Genomic DNA, 18,952 nt, shown 5'->3' on the forward strand with positions numbered 1-18,952 from the left:
GCCGCAAGCACGCGGTTCCTGTCGTTAAAGCGAGGGCAGGGCCGGAAGGCGTTACAGGCCAGTTTCGTCGTCGAACAGCTTATGGCGGATCGCGTAGCGAACGAGCCCGTTCTCGTTCGGCATCTGCATTTTGTCGAGGATGCGCGTCTTGTGCGTGCTGATCGTCTTCACGCTGACGCATAGTTCGTTGGCGATCTCGGTGATGCTCTGGCCTTCGACGAGGCGCCGGAACACGTCGAATTCGCGATCGGACAGCCGCTGGTGCGGCAGCGCGTCGGCAGGCTCGTTCAGATGCTGCGCGAAGCGCTCGGCCATCGCGAGGCTCACGTAGACGCCGCCGGAGGCGACTTTCGTCACCGCGCCGACCAGCTCCGCGCTCGCGCTCTCCTTGGTCAGGTAGCCGGATGCGCCCGCCTTGAAAGCGCGCACTGCATACTGCTGCTCGGCGTGCATGGTCAAGACGAGAATTCGGAGGTCAGGTTTTTCGTCCTTGATCTGCTTGATCAACTCGATGCCATTGCGTCCCGGCATCGACAGGTCGAGCACGAGCACGTGCGCATGTGTCGCGCGGATCAGCGCGAGCGTCGTCGCGCTGTCGCACGCCTCGCCGGCCACTTCGAAGCCGCTCGCCTGCTGCAGGATATGGCGCAGCCCGTCGCGCACGAGCGTGTGGTCGTCGGCCAGCAACACCTTGATCATGGGTCGATGTCTTCCTGTTGCATCGATTGCACGGCAAACGGAACAAACGGTTTGTCCAGACCTTCGCCTTCGGCTGTCTTGCGATTGGCTCCTCATTCATTATCCGCTTTCCGAAGCAGGCAGTGCGACCCGTCTGTGTGCAGAGTCATTTCGACGGTGCTGGAGCCAGGCGATATCGGAGTCGGCGCGGCCGCTCAGTGTCCCATCAGGACGGGCACCGTCATCGACTCGAGCATCGTCCGTGTGACGCCGCCCCACACGCGCTCGCGCACGCGCGAATGGCCGTATGCGCCCAGCACGAGCAGATCGGCGTGCAGATCCGATACCCGGTTCAGCAGCGTCGCGCCCGTGCCGACAATGCCATGACGCGACGTCGTCGAGAACGAAGCGCGTATGCCGTGCGCGGCGAGCCACGCGGCGACGTCGATTGCGCCGGGTGCGGTGTTCCCGGCATCCGTACTCCTGACGACGTCGATGCCGACGAAGCGCGCGTGTTGGAGCAGCGGCAGCGCGTCGGCGATCGCGCGCGAGGCTTCGCGGCTGCCGTCCCACGCGATCAGCACGTTTTCTCCGAGAGTCGGCACGGCTCCCGCGCGCGGAATCACGAGCGCGGGCCGGCCCGCTCCGAGTACGACGTCGCCGATGAAGTGCTCGTCGACGTAGGCGGCGGCGTCGAGCGGGTCGGGCTGGCCAAGCACCAGCAGGTCGGCGTGCCGCGCATGCAGCGTCGTGATGTCGACCGGCGGGCCCGCCGGGGCGCGCCACTCCGCGGCGCGGCCGGCGCGCCCGGCCGCAGTGAGAAACGCCTCCCGCGCCGTTTGCCGCCGTACGTCCGCCTGCGCGGTGAGCTTGGCAGCGAAGTGGTCGTCGAGGCCGAACAGCGGCCTCGCGAGGTCCTTGCTCACGACGTACAGCCCGATCAGGTGCGCGTCCCAACGCTGCGCGAGATCGAGCGCGACTGCGACGCGTGTGTCGCTGCGGCGGCTATCGTCGATGTGAACGAGCAGAGTCTTGTAGCTCATGTCAGCTCCTTTTCGACGGAGGCCGGGACGGCCTCGTCGGCGGCGAGGTTCAACGCGGTGTCGAATGCACGGGAGGCGGTGTCGTTGCCATCGAGCGCGACGAGTAGGCGGTGAAACATGGTGGTCTCCGTGAACGCGAACTTCAGCGGGACAACAGCACCGGCACGGTCATCGACTGCAGCATCGTGCGCGTCGCGCCGCCCAGTACGACTTCGTGCAGCCGCGAATGCGCGTACGCCCCCATCACGATCATGTCGCAGCCGAGGTTCGAAGCCTGCGACAGCAGCGCGTCTCCCACCGGCGTGTCGGCTTCGACGCTCACCTCGCGCACGTCGATCTTCACGCCGTGACGCGCGATGGTCAGCGCGATGTCGGCGCCCGGAATCCGGTCGCGCGGCGATTGATCGCTCGGTGAATGGACCCTCAACAGCGACACGTTTGCGGCATGCGCAAGGAACGGCAGCGCGTCGTGGATCGCACGGGTGGCTTCCCGGCTGCCGTCCCACGCGACCAGCACGTGCCGCCCCGGCGGCGCGACGCTGCCTGCCGACGGCACCAGCAACACGGGACGCCCGGCCGACAGCACGATGTGCTCGACGAACTGTTCGGCGACGAAGGCCTCGGGATCGACCGGGTCCGTCTGCCCGAGCACGATCAGATCGGTGAGGCGGGCGTATTGCGGCACGACGTCGTTCGCGTAGCCCTCCGGGGCGATCCACTGACCGTCGATTTTCGTGCGCGCGAGTTCCGCATGAAACTGCCGCTCGAGCGCGCCGGCGCGTTCGTGGCGCAGGCGCTCGTGTTCCGCGTAGTACACGGCGGTGCCGGCCATCACGAAGAACGCGTGGCGCGGCGGCACGTAGGTCGAAAACAGGCCGGTCAGCCTCGCATGAAAGCGGTGCGCGAGCTGCAACGCGATTTCGAAGCGTGGATGAGCGGGAACGCTCGTATCGAGGTGAACGAGAATGCTTTTGTAGCTCATCGCCGGGGCTCCGTGACAGAACGTGCAGGGACGGGCGTCAGCCCGTGCTGAGATCGAGTCTATGGGCCGGGTAGGCGCGGCTGTTGACGCAGATCAAGCGCGCCCATGCTGCACGCCGGTTGATGCAGGTCAAGCGCCGCAAGCGGCGTGCTTCTACAGTGACAGGAATGGATATGCACACGCACTGACTTCGAGGCGGGAGGGGAGGATGGGCATCGGCATGGAGATCGTCTATCTCGGCTTCCCGGGGGCGGCGCAGCTCGAAGCGGAGGCTGGGGTCCAGCTGTTGCGTCTCGCCCGGTTCGGCGCGCTCGTATCCACCTGCCATCTGGCGATCGAGGCGATGCGTCCGGACCACGCCGGCCCGCATTACGACGTGAGGCTCGATCTCATCACGTCCGCGCACGAATTCAGGCCCATCGCTCATTGCTCCGGTGAGGACGCCGAGGCAGCGATTCGCGGCACGTTCGATCTCGCGGAACAGGAACTCGAGACGATCGCAGCGCGAGCGCGCACGCACTGACCGAGGGCGGCCCGACTCGCGTTGACGTGCATCAAATCCGCCGCGTATCGTGTGGCTTAGTTGGGAAGATCGCGCGGCGGCCGATGCGTAGAGGGTCCGCCGATGCGACATTTCATGCCCGAAGGGGGCGTCACCATGCATATTTCCTTTCCATCCAGCCCGCCCGAGTATTGCGCTCGCGATCTGGTGCTGGCGTTTCCGGCGCTCGTCGACGATCAGCCGGTGCAATGCGCGATCACGGCCGAAGCGCTCGAAGATCATTTCGGCGCGTGCTCGCTGCGCGAAGACGATCTGGTCGAGGCGTTCCTCGCGCATCGTGTCCAGATCGAACTGGCCGCGCAGCGTCTGCTCGAAGAGGTCGGCGCCAAACCCGTCCTGCTGCACAGCGGGTTTTTCAGGTTCTGCACGTAGCGGGCGAGGCAACCGCGCCAGGTTCCGTGCGCGGCAGCATCAGTTCAAGCACCGGGCGCCAGAACCCGGGGGACTCGAACGCCGCGATGGGTACCGCAGTGTCGAACGGCAAGCTCAGCGCCTGCTCGGCCGCAGTCAGCGCGTCGGCGCTCGCGAGCTGACGCGTGAGCGTGGCGGTGTCGGCGTCGGACAGATCGCGCGGACCTTTCCGGCGCGCTTCGATGCGCTGCTCGAGCACCGCTCGCTCGGCGCGAAAGTCGAGAATGCGGGCCGGCACGCCGAGCCGTTCGGCGAGCGCGAAAAACGTGCCGCGGTGACGGAACTCGAGAAAGGTCGCGTCGACGATCACGCTGTGGCCGCTTTGCAGCACGCCGCACGCGAGCTGAAGAAGGTGTTCGTAGATCGCGTGCCGCGCTCCCTGCGTGTAGTGTTCGGCGCCAAGCGCCGTTTGCGCGTCGGGCGCCGGCCGCAGGCGCTTGCGCTCGGCATCGCTCGACACGCGCACGGCGCCGCACAGGTCCGCGAGAGCCCGGCTCGCGACCGATTTCCCCGAACCGGAATAGCCATGACACAGCAGCAGAACGGGTCCCGGCCTCTGCGTCTGCGCTCGCGCGACCTCGATGTAGCGCAGGGCCGGTTGCGGAATGGCGACATTGCGGCCCGCCACGTATCCCGCTTTCAGGCACGCGACCCACGCCCGCACCAAAGCGCGATAGGCGACATACAAAGGCATCAGCGAAAGCGCCGCATAGTCGCCCGATGTCTCCAGCCAACGGTTCAACAGGCGATTGGCCAGACGGGGTTCCGCTCGCGCGCACAAATCCATCACGAGAAACGCGACGTCCGCGGCGACGTCGATCCAGCGTAGCGCATCGTCGAAGTCGATACAGTCGAACATCGCGATGGCGCCGCGCCAGCGAACCACGTTGTCCAGATGCAGATCGCCGTGGCAGCCGCGCACGAAACCCTCGGCGCGGCGCCGCTCGATCACGGGCGCGAGTGCGTCGAGCTGACGCGCGCACCACGCGGCAATGCCGGGCACTTCGGGATGGTTGCAATTGGCCAGCAGTGCAGCGTTGATCGTTTCGACCTGCATGCGCACCAGCGTGGCGCTGCCGTAGCGCGACGAGGACGCGTTGCGGGGCGCCCTCAGGTGATAGTCGGCGAGCCGCCGCGCCGCGCTGTCGATGTCGCTCGTCGTCAGCGCTCCCTTTGCCGCGAGACTCGAAAAGAGCGCCGCCTCGTCGAAACGGCGCATTTTGACCGCGTGTTCGACGGCCGCGCCGCCGGCCCCGAGTGTCAGCACGCCGGCGTGGCGCGCGATCGGCAGCACGCCGGCATAGAGACCGCGTGCGAGTGGGCGGTTAAGACGGACCTGGGCTTGGCAGCAGCGCTCGCGGGTCGCGGTGGCGGTGAAGTCCGCGAAACCTGGTGCGACGGGTTTGATGATCTTGTATGCGAAGCGCCCGGCGAGGTAGACGACGGAAATATGCGTTTCGATCCTGACGATCCTGCCCGCCGGATGACGATAGGTTGCGGGCCTGCGCAGCACCGCGCCGAGTCCGCGCACGCTGCGGCGCGCGGCGCGCAGACGGTTGGCGAGATGCTGGACGCCACCACCAGAGGCATCAGCGCGGCGTGCGCCATGCTTGCCCTTCGGCGGCGAGCTCATGCCGGCCTCCTGCCCAGCACCGCGTTCATCCGAACTCGGGGCGCGAGCCGCCTCGGCCCGCGCCGTAGGTGCGTTCCGTCGCTGGGCGCATGATCATGCAGTCGGTTGCGAGCAGCCCTTGCCGGGCGTCATGGTGGAACACGAGCGTCTCATTCGACACGGTTGACCTCCGCGTGGTGGAGCGGCCAGCGCCCGCGCGGCGCGCAAGCCGAAATTATCTGCCTATTTAAGTCGTGGGGTGTGGCGAGCGGATTGATCTGTATCAACGAGGCCGGGGCGGCCTACTGATTTTGTCAAGACACCAGGAAAGGTTTCGGAACATAAGGGGTCCTGTTATGCAGGATGACCCACAGGACGTTTGCGCCGCATCGAGCCCGGGACCGCACTTGACGTGGATCAACGACGCGAAGCCATGCGCGACTACGCTGAAGGTGCGGTTTCACGGTGCGGACCATCGTGAACGTGAATGCACGAGACGGCGGCGGCATTGGTTGCGCCCGGCGCCTCGCGCCATCCGGCGACGCTGCAAGCCGGCTTGCAGTCGGTCAATTGGGCCAAATCACGGCCTGCTTATCTTAAGGAGAGAGGCAATGAGCAATCTGACGCGTTTTGATCCGCTTTCGCTGGACCCTGTTGCGGAACTGTTTCAGGGTTTCTTCCGGCCGATGCGCTCGACGCTGACGACGCAGGACACCGAACTCGCATCGATGAAGATCGACATGACGGAAACCGACGGAGCCTATTCGGTGAAAGCCGAGCTGCCGGGCGTGGACAAGAAGGATATCGACGTTCAGATCGACGGGAGCATCGTTTCGATCAACGCGAAGGTCGAGCGCAACAAGGAGGAAAAGGAAGGCGAGCGCGTGATCCGCCGCGAGCGTTATTCCGGCACGTTCAGCCGCTCGTTCTCGCTCGGCGTTGAGGTCGACGAGGCCAACGCGAAAGCCGAATACAAGGACGGTGTGCTGTCGTTGAGCCTGCCTAAAAAGGCGCCTGGCGATCGCAAGCGCCTGACGGTCAGCTAGAAGGCGGCAACCCGGGCTGAACGATGAAGTTATGGCGCGCCGTCACGGGCGCGCCTTTTCTTTTCCTGTCTTCCCGCCTCAGTCCGCGAGAGAGCTGAGCTTCGTGCCGAGTGCGCCAACCGTCTGCGCGAGAATCGGCAATTCGTCTTCGTTCAGCTTGAGCGCGTCGGCGAGCAGACGATGATTGATCCAGCCGCGCACCACGTTGCCGAGCCCCTCGGACGCGCAATACAGCGCGACGTTTTGCGCCATCGCGCCCGCCGCGACGGCGGAAAAGATATCGCGTTGCTGCAAGGGCATCTGCAGCAGACGCGACGTGTTTACCACGTACACGAGGTCGAGCGGCGCCTCGCTGACGAAGTCCTGATAACCGGTCAGGTTGCGCGCGTCGCTCGCATGCTTGAGCACGAGACGGTGCGACGCCGGGTCGTAGCGGTAGACGCCGTTGGGCAGCACCGCGTAGAGGTCGATTTCGTTGAAGGCATGCGCGGACGGCGCCGTGCGGCCGCCGGTCGCGGAACGATTGACGCCGCCGGCGGCCCACAGCAGCGCGCCGAGCGTGGCGGGCGGCAGATCGTCCCCGGAAAACTCGCGCGTGCTCGAACGCAGCGACAGCGCTTTCATGAGCGGTGCGCCCGAACTCATGTCGGGCAGCGGCAATTCGATCGAAGCCGGGGCTTCCCCGCGCGCGCGTGCCGGCGCTTGACCGGGTGCGGGTTCATAAGTCAGCAGTTGCGTGTCGGGCATGGTCGACTCCTTCGATGATGGGGGCGATGCGTTACCTCGCATGTCGATGCATCGTTTTGAACATAGCGGCGCATGCGCGCCGGCATCGCTGACGGCGTGCTGGCGCCGGCGGCACGCATCGCACCGGGCGTCAGGGATTCCGTTGCGCTTGCCATGTGCGTCTCCATGCCGCCAATGGCCTTACCTTACGGTCGAGGGGCGCCGTCGCGTTGATCCACGTCAAGCGGGCATCACCGTTTGACCCCGCGCGAGCCGCGCGCGATAGTGGATGCGATGCCCCGATGAAGCAGCCGATGAACCGATTCGACGTTTTCAATGGCGATGCCGACGGTATCTGCGCGCTGCACGAGTTGCGGCTCGCCGAGCCTGCCGACACGATCCCGGTCACGGGCGCCAAGCGCGACGTGACGTTGTTGCGTCGAGCCAACGCGCAACCCGGCGATAGCGTGACCGTGCTGGATATTTCGCTCGATTCGAACCGCGATTCGCTGATCGCGTTGCTGGACCGCGGGGTGAAGATCGACTATTTCGATCACCATTTCCCCGGCCGCATCCCCGAACACGCGCTGTTGACGACCCACATCGATACGTCACCGGATATGTGCACGGCGCTGATCGTGGACCGCCATCTGCAAGGCCGCTACACACGCTGGGCGGTGATCGCGGCCTATGGCGACAATCTGCATCGGGCGGCGCATCGGGCCGCCACCGCGTGCGCGATGAACTCGTTCGACGAGCAGAAACTGCGCGAACTTGGCGAAGCGATCAACTACAACGCCTACGGAGATAGCGTCGCCGATCTCGCCGTCGATCCTGTCGAGATGTATCGCGCCATTCAACCCTTTGCGGACCCGCTGGAGTTCATCGCGTCGAGCAGCGTATTGCCCGATCTACAGGCGCGACGAACCGAAGACCTCGAACTGGCCTTGGGAAGCGCGGCAGTCCGGCGGCTCGCGAACGGAACGCTGCACATCCTTCCCGACGCGGCGTGGGCGCGGCGCGTGCGAGGCGAATTCGCCAATCTCGTCGCGCGACGCGACCCAGAGCGAGCACACGCGGTGCTGACGCTGCGCGGCGACGGCCGATACGTGGCGAGCGTGCGCGCGCCGCTGGACTGCCCGCGCGGCGCCGACGTTCTTTGCAGGAAATTCGGCGGAAACGGCAGGGTGGCGGCCGGCGGTATCGCCGGGCTCGATCACGCGCGTCTCGACGAATTCATGGCGGCGTTCAGCGCTGCGTTTTGCAGCCAAAGCCGTGGGGCGGGTGGCCGATAGTTCGCCGCTGCATCGCAGTCGCAAGTGCGAAACCTTCGTTTTGCGGCACCCCGGCATGAGTGTCGTCCCCGCCGGCTTGATGCAAATCAACAATGGTCCGGCGCCGGGCATCGATCATGGGGGTGTACTCGCGCAAGCGAACGAACCAGTGTCTCGTCTTGCCACCACCCGTCACTCGATAGGGAGATCACCATGCAAGCCTCGGACATCATGACGACCCAGGTCGTTTCAATCACGCCGGACAGCTCGGTCTATGACGCGGCAAAGCTGCTTGCCGGGAACAGGATCAGTGGCATGCCCGTCGTCGACGACGCGGGCAGCGTAATCGGCATCGTCAGCGAGGGCGATCTGCTCCGGCGTGTCGAAACCGGCACCGAAACGCCGCGCCGTTCGTGGCTTGCGGAGTTCCTCGCGCCCACGCGTCAGCTCGCGGTCGAATATCTGAAGGAGCGTTCGATTCAGGTGCGTGACGTGATGAGCGCGCCCGCTGTCACCGTCGACGAATCCGCGCCGCTGACCGAGGTCGCCGGATTGCTCGGACGCAAGCACATCAAGCGGCTACCGGTAGTGCGCAAGGGCAAGCTCGTCGGTATCGTCAGCAGGTCCAACCTGGTGCGCGCGCTCGCGAGCTGCGCGCCCGCGCAGCTCGATGCGCAACCGTCGGACGAGCAGATCCGCGACGCGATCACGAAGGAACTCGAAGGACACCGCTGGTCGATGGCCGCCGACGGCCTGATCGTTACGGAGGGTGTCGCGCATTGCTGGGGTGTAGTGCGCTCCGAGGAAGAGCGTCAGGTGATCCTCGCGGCCGCCGCGCGCACGCCGGGCGTAAAAGCCGTGAAGGATCATCTGGAGTATCCGGTCGCCTTTGCGCCGATGTGACGGGCGTGGCGGAAGATCCGCCGTCGCGCGATATGAGCGGCGCGAACAGGCAGGCTCGACGAGCTAGCGCGTCGGGTCCGAGGGGCCGTGCGCCGCTCTCTCGATGCGGGCTTCGATGGTGTCGAGCGGCAACGAGACGGTTATTGCAAAGCCCTCGTCCGGCGCCGTGCGGATTTGCAGGTCGCCGCGCAAGGCCCACACGCGTTCGCGGATTCCCAACAGACCGAACGAGTCCGTAGCGGGTCGTTGGTCCGGCGCGCTGCCGCGGCCGTTGTCTGTAATGCGAACGACGCAGTACGGTTCCTCGCGCACAATTTCAAGCACCACGTCGGTTGCTTGCGCATGCCGCGCGACATTCGTCAGCGCTTCCTGAACGATCCGGAACACCGCCGTGGCGCTGTCGTAGTTGAAATCGATGTCTTCGCCGATGCGACGAGCAACGCGCACGCCATGCCGCTCCGAAAACCGGCTGACGAGCCATTCGAGGGCAGGAATAAGCCCCAGATCGTCGAGCATCGCCGGCCGCAGATCGGTGGCGATGCGCCGCACGGACTCCACAAGCTGATCGATCAGCCTGTAGACGCTCTCGAGGTCGGCCGCCCCTTCCGGGCTATCGCTGCTCCTGATCTGCGTATCGAGCCTCGCGCACGCGATCTTCAGCGCGACGAGCTGCTGGCCGAAATCGTCATGCAATTCCCGCGCGATCCGGGTCTTTTCCTCCTCGCGCGCCTGCTCGATGCCTGCCGACAGTCGCTGGAGCTCTGCGCGCGAGGCTCGCAGCGCCTCCTCGGCGAGCCTGCGGTCTGTGACATCGATGATCCAGCCCAGCATACGATTGGGTTGCCCGAACTGATTCCACAGCGCCTGCGCTCGCGCATGGACCCAGCGGTAGTCGCCGGATTTTGTCCGCATGCGGTATTCGATGTCATACGGGCGCATCTGTTCGAGATGCGCGGCCAGACATGTGTCGACGCGTTCGATGTCAGCCGGATGAGTGGCTTCGCGAAGTGCCGCGGCGTCGTCGGGAAATTCGTCTGGTTCATAGCCGAGGATTTTCTTGAAATATGGGGAAAGCCAGATTGCGCCCGATTGCGGATTCCAGTCCCACAAGCCCGCGCTCGCACCGCGTACGGCCAGCTGAAACCGCTCTTCGCTTTCCTTGAGCGCCCGCGCGATGCGATGGCGTTCGATCGCGTAGCGGATCGCCCGGCTCAATCCGGAAGGGTCGAGGTTGCGCTTGACGAGATAATCCTGTGCCCCGTCCTGAATCGCCTGGAGGCCAACCGACTTGTCGTCGAGACCGGTGAATACCAGCACGGGCAGCTCCGGCACTCGATCGCGAAAGATCCGGAACGTGGAAATTCCGTGCGCGTCGGGCAAACCGAGATCGAGAAGAACGATGTCGAAACGGGTGGCCGTACAGCGAGAAATGGCGTCCCCAAGGCGTTCCGCATGCACGAGGTCGTGCCTGAAGTCATCCGCATCGGCAAGCGCCTCCCGGATCAGCAGAGCATCGCTCGGACTGTCTTCGACGAGCAGGATCCGCAGGTGCTGGGTCGTGTTCATGTCCTGGCCGGCGGTAACGTCACGACACTGAACCAGAAGTCGTTGATTCTGCGCAGGACATCGACGAACGTCGTGAAGTCGACCGGCTTGGTGACGTAGCAATTCGCATGTAGTCCGTACGTTCTTGCGACGTCCTCCTCCGATTTCGACGTGGTGAGCACGATGACGGGAATGCTCATCAGATCGGGGTCGGCTTTCAGTTCCTGAAGTACCTCCCGGCCACTCTTTTTCGGCAGATTGAGATCAAGGAGGATCAGCCCGGGACGGGGCGCGTTGAGATGCCGCCCTTTGCGGTGCAGGAAATCCATGGCTTCGACGCCGTCCTGCGCGACGTGCAAGGGATTGAGTACCTTGTGGTACTCGAAGGCCTCGCGCGTCATCAACACGTCGGTAGGACTGTCTTCGACGAGAAGGATGTGAACGGGATTGCTCGTGACCTGTGACAGCATCGGCGACTCCTCGGGCGGATATTATGTTCGAGCGCTGCTATCCAGTTTCGCGTCCAGCGTAAAAAAGAAGGTCGATCCGCCGTCTGGTGCAGATTCCACCCAGATGCGGCCGCCATGCTGTTCGACGATACGCTTGCATAGCGCGAGGCCGATTCCCGTGCCGGGGTATTCGGCACGCGAATGCAGGCGCTGGAAAATCATGAAAATGCGTTCGAAGTACTGTGACTCGATACCGATTCCATTGTCCTTGACCGAAACGATCCATTCGTCGCCTTGACGACGGGCGCCGATGTCGATTCGCACCGGTTGATCGGCTCGCCGGAATTTGATCGCATTGCCGATCAGGTTCTGAAAAAGCACGGCGAGCTGCGTCGGAACGCCCACGACGACGGGGAGTGCCTCGCGGTTGATCCGTGCGTCGGATTCCTGCAGGACGACGCTTAGGCTTTGTAGCGCCTGCTCGAGTGCCGCCGTGCAGTCGGTCAGTTCCCGCGCGGCCCCTGATCGGCCGACGCGCGAGTACGCAAGCAAATCCTCGATGAGCTTGCGCATGCGCGCCGCGCCATCTACCGCATGCGCAATGAATTCGTCCGCCCGGGCATCCAGTTGCCCGTGATAGCGGCGCTGCAGCAGTTGAAGAGGCCCGGCGACGGCGCGCAACGGTTCCTGAAGGTCGTGCGACGCGACATAGGCGAATTGCTCGAGATCGTGGTTGGAACGCGCGAGTTCTTCGGTGCGCCTGATGAGTTCCTGCTCCACGCGCTTGCGTTCGGTGATATCGACGATCGCAGCGAGCACGAAGACTTCTTCCGAAGTCGTGACGGGATTGAGTCCGATCTCCACGAGGACTTCCGAGCCATCCTTTCTGAGCGCGAAGAGATCCCGGCCGGTGCCCATCGGCCTGCTGCTGAGGTTGCCGTAGAACATGCGGCGATATTCAGGATGCGCCGAACGAAAACGCTCGGGCACGAGCATATCGACGCTATGGCCGACCAGTTCGTCGCGCAGATATCCAAACAGCCTTTCTGCCTGCGCGTTGACGAGTACGATCCGGCCGTCCCGGTCAGCCATGACCATCGCGTTGGGGGCAGCTTCGACTACCTGGCGAAATAGCTCGTGAGTGGGGTTGCTCAAGTGCCTGCACGGTTCCATTCAATCTCCGTCTGTTCGAAGAGTACCGTCAATGAGCATGCGAAGCTCATTTCACTTTATAGCAGCTATTACCGGTCTGAACGGACAATGAGAGCAATTCTTGCGCCCGATGCGCGGTGCGAGGCCGAGTCGGCGCGTAACTGCAGGAACAGGCGCGCTCGATACAGCCGATCGGTGGCATAGTTAGCAGGTGGCGACGCACATGAACGTTTCGGGATGGAAAGAGCGATGGGTAATCTGTTTCGCGACCGCGCCGATGCGGGCCGGCGGCTTGCCGACGCACTGACCGACTATCAGGGACGCGACGATCTGGTGGTGTTGGCGCTGCCGCGCGGGGGCGTACCTGTCGCGTTCGAGGTCGCGAGGGCATTGCATGCGAAGCTCGATGTCCTCATCGTCAGAAAGCTTGGTGCACCTTACGACAAGGAGCTGGCGATGGGCGCGATAGCGACCGGAGGCACCCTTCACCTGGAAAGATCAGTGCTGCGCGAACTGCAAGTCAGTGACGCTCAGTTGGCCGATGTGATCGCTCGCGAAAGAGTCGAACTCGCGCGCAGGGAACTGGCCTACCGTGGGGAGAACCCTCCGGCGCCCGTCGAGGGCAAGACGGTGATCGTGGTCGACGACGGCATCGCGACGGGGGCGTCGATGCAGGCGGCGCTCAAGGCGCTCCGTAGCCGGCATCCCGCTCGCATCGTCGTGGCGGTCCCGGTGTCGCCCGCCGGTGCGCAGACCGACTTCGAAGGCATCGCGCATGCGTTCGTGAGCGTACTGCAGCCGGGCTGGTTCACCGGGATCAGCGCGTTCTATGGGAATTTCGACCAGACGACCGATGAAGAAGTCCACGCGTGTCTCGCGGCCGCGCGCGATTGGGAGCATGAGTAGCCCCTGGGAATGACCGGGATGGGATTTTCGAGCCGTTCACGACCTGTTGCCATGCGCCGGTTCGACAGGGACAATCATCGCTCTCGTCATGCTGAGGGCTGACTCGAATGAGTAAAAAGAAACGTCGCATCTGGGGCGTCGGCATTTTCGCGGCGCTTGCCGTGTGCATCACAGGAACTGTCTACGCGTTACCTTCTTCTGCCGCAGCAGTCTGTCCCGCGTGTTACGGGTTCCAGGAAGCGGGCCCCAACATTTATGTTCAGAAGACGACTGGGGACGAAAAGCGAGTTGCGATAATCGGCACAATCGAGGAGGCCCGCAGGAAACTGACGGAATTTTGGGGGCCGCTCGAAGCGAAGCCCCGGATTCTTGTTTGTTCAGACGATGATTGTTTTCGTCGCCTGGGCGGCGGCGGGCGAAGGGGCATGTCGCTCTTTGACCGGGTAGCCGTGCTATCTCCACGGGGCAGCAACGTCACGATAGTCGCTCACGAACTCTCGATGAACGAATTGCACCATCGTATCGGCCTATGGGCGTTCTCGACGGAACGGATGCCTATCTGGTTTGACGAGGGGATAGCGATGTATACATCCAATGATCTCCGCTACCTGTCGCCAGCCAGCGAACCGGACCGCTGTCTTGTTCCTGCGCCCACCTATCTGCCTACCGGCATGTTCGAGTGGAATAGGGCTGCGCTGGCGGACCATCAGCTATACGCAAAGGCAGCATGTCGCACGACTCAGTGGATTGCTTCGCACGGCGGTGCGCCAGGCGCGGTAGCCCTCGTTGAGAAGATCGCCGCTGGAGAGTCGTTCGAGGAAGCGTCGCGGTAATCCTTCCGAATCAACACGTACTACTGCATGTGCTCGTCCGGCACGAAGGCGATGCCGTCCTGCCGGCACATGCGGCGCACCGCGCGCCGCGCGGTAATCAGGCCGGACGGCAGGCCGCCGCCGGGCATGACCCACTGGCCGATCATCAGGAACCGCCGCAAGCCGGGCAGTGTCGACGGCAAGGGCCTTATGCCTGTCTGCGGCGTGAGCAGCCAACCTTCCATGCTGCCTTGCCAGTTGCGCGTGCAGCGGACCACGGTGGCGGGTGTCGACACGTCGATCACTTCTATCGCGTCGCGCGCAGAGGGCGCGAGCTCGTCGAAAATCGCGACCACGCTGTTCGCCACGCGCTGCTTTTCCGCTTCATATCGTTGCGGGTCGTGTTGGCTCAATTGCGACCAGTACGCCACGTTGCGCGTCGGCAGCGTGCACGTCACGGCGGTCTTGCCTGCCGGCGCGAACGTCGGATCGTAGTGGAACAGCCGGAAGGCGATCTGACGTAGCACTGTTTTCGGGTCGACCGTGAGCGGCTCGTCGAGCAGACGCATCACATATCCGCACTGTTGCGAGAGGTCGCGCGCCACGCCGAGGCTCACCTGCAGGAACGACGGGAAGGGCTTGTACGTGCGATAGATGTGCGCCATGCGTGGGCCGACATACCGCCCGTCGAGCAGGTCGTAGACGGTCGTATGCCCGTCGGCGGCGGAGACGACCCAGTCGGCGTCGATGCGCTCGCCGTCGTCGAGTAGCACACCCACCGCCGTGTGGTTTTCCACGAGAATCTGCCTGACGCTCGCGCCAGTGCGCAACACGCCGCCGAGCTGCCGCAGGTTCTGCGCAATCGGATCGATCACTGCCGACGAGCCGCCTGCCGGGTAGCCGGCATTGCGGTTGCTGACCCACGCGAGCGCGAAAACGAGCGCGATCACCGAGAGCTGCGCGTTCTCTCCATCGCCGAAGAAGCCTCGCAGCAACGGGTCGTTGAACTGCTTGCCATAGGCTTCGGAGGTGATGTGCGAGAGGTTTTGCAGAAGAGGCATGTAGCGGAGCAATCGCAGTCCCGTCGTCAGGCGGTCATGCCAGGTGCCGCCCAACGGCGGCAGCGGGCAGTGGCTCAAGCTGCGCACGGCATGCACGAACTGGAGAATCTGCGCTTCGTCCTGCGGTGCGTGCCGCAGCAGCTCCGCTTCGAGCCGCTCGAGGTTCGAGAAAATGGACAGATGGTTGCCGTCCGCGCTTTCCACGCGCATCCATTCTTCCGGATACACGAAGTGCAGTCGGTCGATGTCGAAGACTTCGCGCCATAGCGCGTGCATGGGGTCGTGCGGATTCGAGCCGAGCAGCCAATGCAGACATTCCTCGAACGTATAGGCGCCGCGCTGCCAGCTAGTGGCGAGTCCGCCAGGACGGTCGTGCTGTTCGAGCAGGGTGACGGCGTATCCGCACTTGCGCGCGTGTACTGCCGCGCACAGGCCCGCAATGCCGGCGCCGATGATGACGACTTTTTGGGGAATGGCGTTCATGACTGCGACTCCAGCGCAATGAGGAGAGCGTATGGCGCGTATGACGCGGCGCGCGGAGCGCACCTGTACGGGGCACCGCCGCACACATCGACAGTGTGCGGCGCGGTTCGACGCTACCGTTGATCCGTATCAAGCGCGACGCGAACGACGCTGCGCGAGCGCTCGCTCGCGCAATTTTCCGCGGGACCAGAAGGTCCAGAACATCAGGCCACCATAGAACGCGAGTCGATGTTCAGTCGTCGAGCGTTTCGTGGACCGCGACCGCGCCCTGTTTCCAGTAGCTGGCCGCGCGAATCCGCGTTTTTTCGACGCCGCGCTCGCCGCACAGATGCTGGCGCACCGCGCGGATCGTCGCCGCTTCGCCGGCGGCCCACACGTAGCCTTCGCCTTGCTCCGGCAGATAGAGATCGCGCACCGCGTGCAACAGCGCTGCGCCGCGCGTGCCGGTCTGCGTGTCGGCGTCGCTGCGATAGCACCAGACGAGGTGCAGTTCGGCCTGCGTCGTGAATTCGATGCGCGCCGACGGGTCGGCCACTTCGATCACCGCGGCGACGCGCGCGCCGGCCGGCAGCTCTTCGAGACGGCGCGCGATCGCGGGCAGCGCGGTGTCGTCACCGATCAGCAGATGCCAGTCGAAACCGGTCGGAATCACCAGCGAGCCGCGCGGGCCGCCGACGCCCAGATACTGCCCCACCTGCGCCTGCGCGGCCCACGTCGCGGCCGGACCCGCGTCGTGCATCGCGAACTCGATGTCGAGCTCGCGCGCGTCGCGGTCGAAACGGCGCGGCGTGAAATCGCGCGCGGTCGGGCGCTTGCCGTCGGGGAACACCGGACCGTCGGGGCCGGCTTGCGGCAGCGTCGGTCTGTCGGCGCCCGGCTCGGGGAAAAAGACCTTCATGTGGTCGTCGAACGACGCGGACACGAAGTTGTCCAGATCGTCGCCGGTAAAGGTCACGCGAATCAGGTGCGGCGTTAGCGCGCGCACCTGCTTGACCTGCAGCAGACGAAACTTCAACGGATGCCGCACGCGATACACGGCGAGATCGGGGCGAGTGGGCTGGTCCTGCATAAGGGTGGTGCTCCTGTTCGGTTCGAGACGATGCGCGGGTTGGCTTGTGGACAGGCGCGCGCTGTCAGGCGGTCGGCTCGCTGCCGTTGCCGCCTTCGATTTCTTGGGCCGCGCGCATCAGTATCGCGGCGATGCGGCGCTGCTCGTCGGCCGGCGCGCTATCGCGGCGCAGCAGCGCATTCTTCAGCGTGCGGCGCGCTTCGTTCAGCTCAGGCACCCAGCCGCCCTCGCTGACGTCGGCCGGTTCTTCGCCGGCAAACGCGCGGCGCACCGAATCCATCTTGCGTGCGATATGCGAGAGCCGGGCGAGCATCAGCTCGACGCGCTCGCGGTTCGCGGCCAGGTATTCGCGGCCTGCATCGGCCAGTTCATAGCGCTTGCGGTTGCCTTCGAGCTGCACGGTGACATAGCCGAGCTCCTCGAGATAGGTCAGCGCCGGATAGACCATGCCGGGGCTCGGGCTGTAGAAGCCGTTCGAGCGCGTTTCGAGCGCCTTGATGAGTTCGTAGCCGTGGCTCGGCTGCGTGTCGATCAGCGACAGCAGCAGCAGTTGCAGATCGTCGGAGCTGAATTTGCGGCCGCGCGGAAAACCTTCGCCGTCGCCGCTGAAGCCGCCCGGGCCGCCGCCGAAACCACCGAATCCGCCAGGGCCGCCGAAACCACCTCCGAAGCGTGGGCCGCGGCCTGCGACTTCGCTCGCCTGCGGCGACGGAAGGCCGAAACCGGCGTGAAAACGCCCGTGCGCGCCGCGCAGACCGGAAAAACGATGAGGATGACGCATCTGGGACTCTCCCGTGAGTGTCGTAAGATGCATCTTAAGATATATATCTTAAGATGGTCTGTCAAACTCTTTTTTGTGGTTATGGGTGCACAACAAAGTCTGAGGGAACGTAAGACGGACCGTTCGAGACCGCCCATTCCCCACGAAGCAGTAACACAAGCGCATAGGATTGGTGCCACACGCCGCCGAGGTCGACTCAAGCGCCGGCGCCTGCATCGGCCCGTTTTCGTCCAGGCTGGGCCATGATCCAGCCAGTGCCGGCGCGGTTAAGCCGCAGCGATGGCAGGGTGAGGGAAAACTAGGCGAGGGAACTCAACGTTCACTTTTTCTTTCTGTGTCTGTCACAGATCCCGGGGCTGACCGGCAGCAATTCTCGCGACCCGTTCGATCGCCAGGCAATGGCAGGCACCAATATCACCGGCTATTAAGCGTGGCGGTATCGGTAGTTATTCAGACGCATTTCTTTGGGTGTGATCTCATAGGCGCTCTGGAAGGCCCGCGTAAAATGGGCGGCGCTTTTGAAGCCGAGTGAATAGCCGATGTCTTTGATTGGAATGATTGGGTTTCGAACGAGGTCGTCTGCGGCGGTGCGCAAGCGAAGATCGCGGATGTAAGCACCAAGCCCGCCTTCATGTTCGAACAGCCGATAAAGCGTACTACGCGGGAGCCCTAGCGATTCAATTACGCTCTCAGGTGATAGTTCGCATTCCTGCAGGTTGGCGCGAACATAGCGTCGCACATGATCGAACATCAACGCGCGGCCGATGGCCCGCTTATTGCCACTCAAACCAGCCTCTTCCCCGAAGGCGGCTGCGATCAGTTGAACGAGGTCGGCGAGCCTGCGATGAGCGTCCTCGAACACCATATACCGGAAGTTCTCGACAAGCGTTCTGGCACGCTGGACGATAAGCCGCGTGCCAGGTTTGCGCGGGTCGAGCACGCGGCCGTGTATCGCTCCCGGGTCGGAGAACACGTGCGCGAGCAAATTGCGGGGCACAACAAGCGTAATGTACCGGCACGCCTGCCGCACTACGCGTGAGGGTTGATCGAGGTCTGTGGCGAGTACGCTGCCCGCGCATAAGGTGGATTCGCGCTTCCCGGCGTGCGTGATTGCCGAATGCGCTTCACCGTCCAGGAAGATGGTAATGCCGATGCCGCGTACGGCATCGCGCGAAATGCGGGCGATGGTGCGTTCGAACACGACAGAGTCCGTAAAAGTGTCGCTGATACGGAATTCGCCGATATCGTAGCGGTCGTTGATGCAGGCGAAGGGCTGTCCGATCTGCTCGAGCGACGGCACCACCTCGATAACATGGCCAAGCTGCTCCCAATAGGCTAGCAGCTGCTGCTGCGGCGGTAGCCCGGCAACATCGAATCGGTTGTAAGCGATGCGGTTCGAGAGCATGAATAGTGATCCGGCGACAAGACAAAACGGCGCAAGATTACCCTAATATCGC

Annotated in this window: 20 protein-coding genes and 1 pseudogene; 7 read left to right on the plus strand and 14 right to left on the minus strand. The window is 64.1% G+C overall.

All coding sequences use genetic code 11. From position 1 onward, the window contains the following. Nucleotides 1-51: 51 nt before the first annotated feature. The 4 genes from L0U81_RS20195 to L0U81_RS20210 form a co-directional block, all read right to left on the minus strand. Nucleotides 52-699, minus strand: coding sequence for a response regulator (locus L0U81_RS20195; RefSeq protein ID WP_233805284.1), 648 nt, complete (start codon nucleotides 697-699; stop codon nucleotides 52-54). A gap of 194 nt (nucleotides 700-893) precedes the next feature. Next, nucleotides 894-1,721, minus strand: coding sequence for a universal stress protein (locus L0U81_RS20200; protein WP_233805285.1), 828 nt, complete (start codon nucleotides 1,719-1,721; stop codon nucleotides 894-896). Next, on the minus strand, nucleotides 1,718-1,840 hold the full coding sequence (locus L0U81_RS20205) for a universal stress protein (protein ID WP_233805286.1): 123 nt from the start codon (nucleotides 1,838-1,840) through the stop codon (nucleotides 1,718-1,720). Before L0U81_RS20205 ends, L0U81_RS20200 begins: the two co-directional genes overlap by 4 nt. A 23-nt stretch (nucleotides 1,841-1,863) precedes the next feature. After that, nucleotides 1,864-2,703 carry a universal stress protein gene (locus L0U81_RS20210; protein ID WP_233805287.1) on the minus strand — a complete coding sequence of 280 codons (840 nt, stop codon included), beginning with the start codon at nucleotides 2,701-2,703 and terminating at the stop codon, nucleotides 1,864-1,866. A 208-nt stretch (nucleotides 2,704-2,911) separates the two neighbouring features. Here L0U81_RS20210 and L0U81_RS20215 point away from each other — a divergent pair, with 208 nt between their 5' ends. Next, a complete protein-coding gene (locus L0U81_RS20215; RefSeq protein WP_233805288.1) occupies nucleotides 2,912-3,226 on the plus strand; it encodes a hypothetical protein in 315 nt (104 codons plus the stop codon). Nucleotides 3,227-3,361: 135 nt separating this feature from the next. Then, the gene (locus L0U81_RS20220; RefSeq protein WP_233805289.1) at nucleotides 3,362-3,637 is read left to right on the plus strand and encodes a DUF1488 domain-containing protein; all 276 of its coding nucleotides are present in this window, start codon (nucleotides 3,362-3,364) and stop codon (nucleotides 3,635-3,637) included. On the opposite strand, the gene L0U81_RS20225 is transcribed toward L0U81_RS20220, so the two are convergent. Together L0U81_RS20225 and L0U81_RS33565 are read right to left on the minus strand one after the other, a co-directional pair. Further along, complete coding sequence (locus L0U81_RS20225; RefSeq protein WP_233805290.1) at nucleotides 3,621-5,309, minus strand: bifunctional aminoglycoside phosphotransferase/ATP-binding protein; 1,689 nt, start codon at nucleotides 5,307-5,309, stop codon at nucleotides 3,621-3,623. The genes L0U81_RS20220 and L0U81_RS20225 overlap by 17 nt on opposite strands. Before the next feature lie 25 nt (nucleotides 5,310-5,334). After that, nucleotides 5,335-5,469, minus strand: coding sequence for a hypothetical protein (locus tag L0U81_RS33565; protein WP_267957140.1), 135 nt, complete (start codon nucleotides 5,467-5,469; stop codon nucleotides 5,335-5,337). 430 nt (nucleotides 5,470-5,899) lie between these two features. Between L0U81_RS33565 and L0U81_RS20230 the strand changes: the two genes are divergently transcribed. After that, nucleotides 5,900-6,334, plus strand: a complete 435-nt coding sequence (locus L0U81_RS20230) for an Hsp20/alpha crystallin family protein (RefSeq protein ID WP_233805291.1) — start codon at nucleotides 5,900-5,902, stop codon at nucleotides 6,332-6,334. 78 nt (nucleotides 6,335-6,412) lie between these two features. Here L0U81_RS20230 and L0U81_RS20235 read toward each other — a convergent pair whose 3' ends face one another. Beyond that, a complete protein-coding gene (locus L0U81_RS20235; RefSeq protein WP_233805292.1) occupies nucleotides 6,413-7,081 on the minus strand; it encodes a nitroreductase family protein in 669 nt (222 codons plus the stop codon). 293 nt (nucleotides 7,082-7,374) lie between these two features. On the opposite strand from L0U81_RS20235, the gene L0U81_RS20240 reads away from it, so the two are divergent. Further along, the gene (locus L0U81_RS20240) at nucleotides 7,375-8,355 is read left to right on the plus strand and encodes an acetyltransferase (RefSeq protein ID WP_233805293.1); all 981 of its coding nucleotides are present in this window, start codon (nucleotides 7,375-7,377) and stop codon (nucleotides 8,353-8,355) included. 192 nt (nucleotides 8,356-8,547) lie between these two features. Further along, nucleotides 8,548-9,237: a CBS domain-containing protein gene (locus L0U81_RS20245; protein WP_233805294.1), complete on the plus strand. Its 690-nt coding sequence runs from the start codon at nucleotides 8,548-8,550 to the stop codon at nucleotides 9,235-9,237. A 63-nt stretch (nucleotides 9,238-9,300) separates the two neighbouring features. On the opposite strand, the gene L0U81_RS20250 is transcribed toward L0U81_RS20245, so the two are convergent. The 3 genes and pseudogenes from L0U81_RS20250 to L0U81_RS20260 all read right to left on the minus strand — a co-directional run. Then, nucleotides 9,301-10,803 carry a hybrid sensor histidine kinase/response regulator gene (locus L0U81_RS20250; protein WP_233805295.1) on the minus strand — a complete coding sequence of 501 codons (1,503 nt, stop codon included), beginning with the start codon at nucleotides 10,801-10,803 and terminating at the stop codon, nucleotides 9,301-9,303. After that, complete coding sequence (locus L0U81_RS20255) at nucleotides 10,800-11,252, minus strand: response regulator (protein ID WP_233805296.1); 453 nt, start codon at nucleotides 11,250-11,252, stop codon at nucleotides 10,800-10,802. Before L0U81_RS20255 ends, L0U81_RS20250 begins: the two co-directional genes overlap by 4 nt. Before the next feature lie 21 nt (nucleotides 11,253-11,273). Continuing rightward, nucleotides 11,274-12,368: pseudogene (locus tag L0U81_RS20260) on the minus strand (sensor histidine kinase); the annotation flags it as partial. Nucleotides 12,369-12,632: 264 nt separating this feature from the next. Between L0U81_RS20260 and L0U81_RS20265 the strand changes: the two are divergent. Continuing rightward, on the plus strand, nucleotides 12,633-13,289 hold the full coding sequence (locus L0U81_RS20265; RefSeq protein ID WP_233805297.1) for a phosphoribosyltransferase: 657 nt from the start codon (nucleotides 12,633-12,635) through the stop codon (nucleotides 13,287-13,289). A gap of 107 nt (nucleotides 13,290-13,396) precedes the next feature. Next, entirely contained in the window at nucleotides 13,397-14,122 is a 726-nt protein-coding gene (locus L0U81_RS20270; RefSeq protein WP_233805298.1) for a hypothetical protein, read from the plus strand. A gap of 20 nt (nucleotides 14,123-14,142) precedes the next feature. On the opposite strand, the gene L0U81_RS20275 is transcribed toward L0U81_RS20270, so the two are convergent. From L0U81_RS20275 to L0U81_RS20290, 4 genes are all read right to left on the minus strand, one after another. Beyond that, nucleotides 14,143-15,645 (minus strand): phytoene desaturase family protein, encoded by a 1,503-nt coding sequence (locus L0U81_RS20275; protein ID WP_233805299.1) that lies wholly within the window; start codon nucleotides 15,643-15,645, stop codon nucleotides 14,143-14,145. 232 nt (nucleotides 15,646-15,877) lie between these two features. Then, nucleotides 15,878-16,714 (minus strand): siderophore-interacting protein, encoded by an 837-nt coding sequence (locus L0U81_RS20280; RefSeq protein WP_233805300.1) that lies wholly within the window; start codon nucleotides 16,712-16,714, stop codon nucleotides 15,878-15,880. 64 nt (nucleotides 16,715-16,778) lie between these two features. Next, nucleotides 16,779-17,495, minus strand: coding sequence for a PadR family transcriptional regulator (locus L0U81_RS20285; RefSeq protein ID WP_233805301.1), 717 nt, complete (start codon nucleotides 17,493-17,495; stop codon nucleotides 16,779-16,781). A 424-nt stretch (nucleotides 17,496-17,919) separates the two neighbouring features. Next, a complete protein-coding gene (locus tag L0U81_RS20290) occupies nucleotides 17,920-18,900 on the minus strand; it encodes a helix-turn-helix domain-containing protein (protein WP_233805302.1) in 981 nt (326 codons plus the stop codon). Nucleotides 18,901-18,952 lie beyond the last annotated feature (52 nt).

Origin of the sequence: Paraburkholderia sp. HP33-1 (genome assembly GCF_021390595.1) — a bacterium.
Classification (GTDB): Bacteria; Pseudomonadota; Gammaproteobacteria; order Burkholderiales; family Burkholderiaceae; genus Paraburkholderia.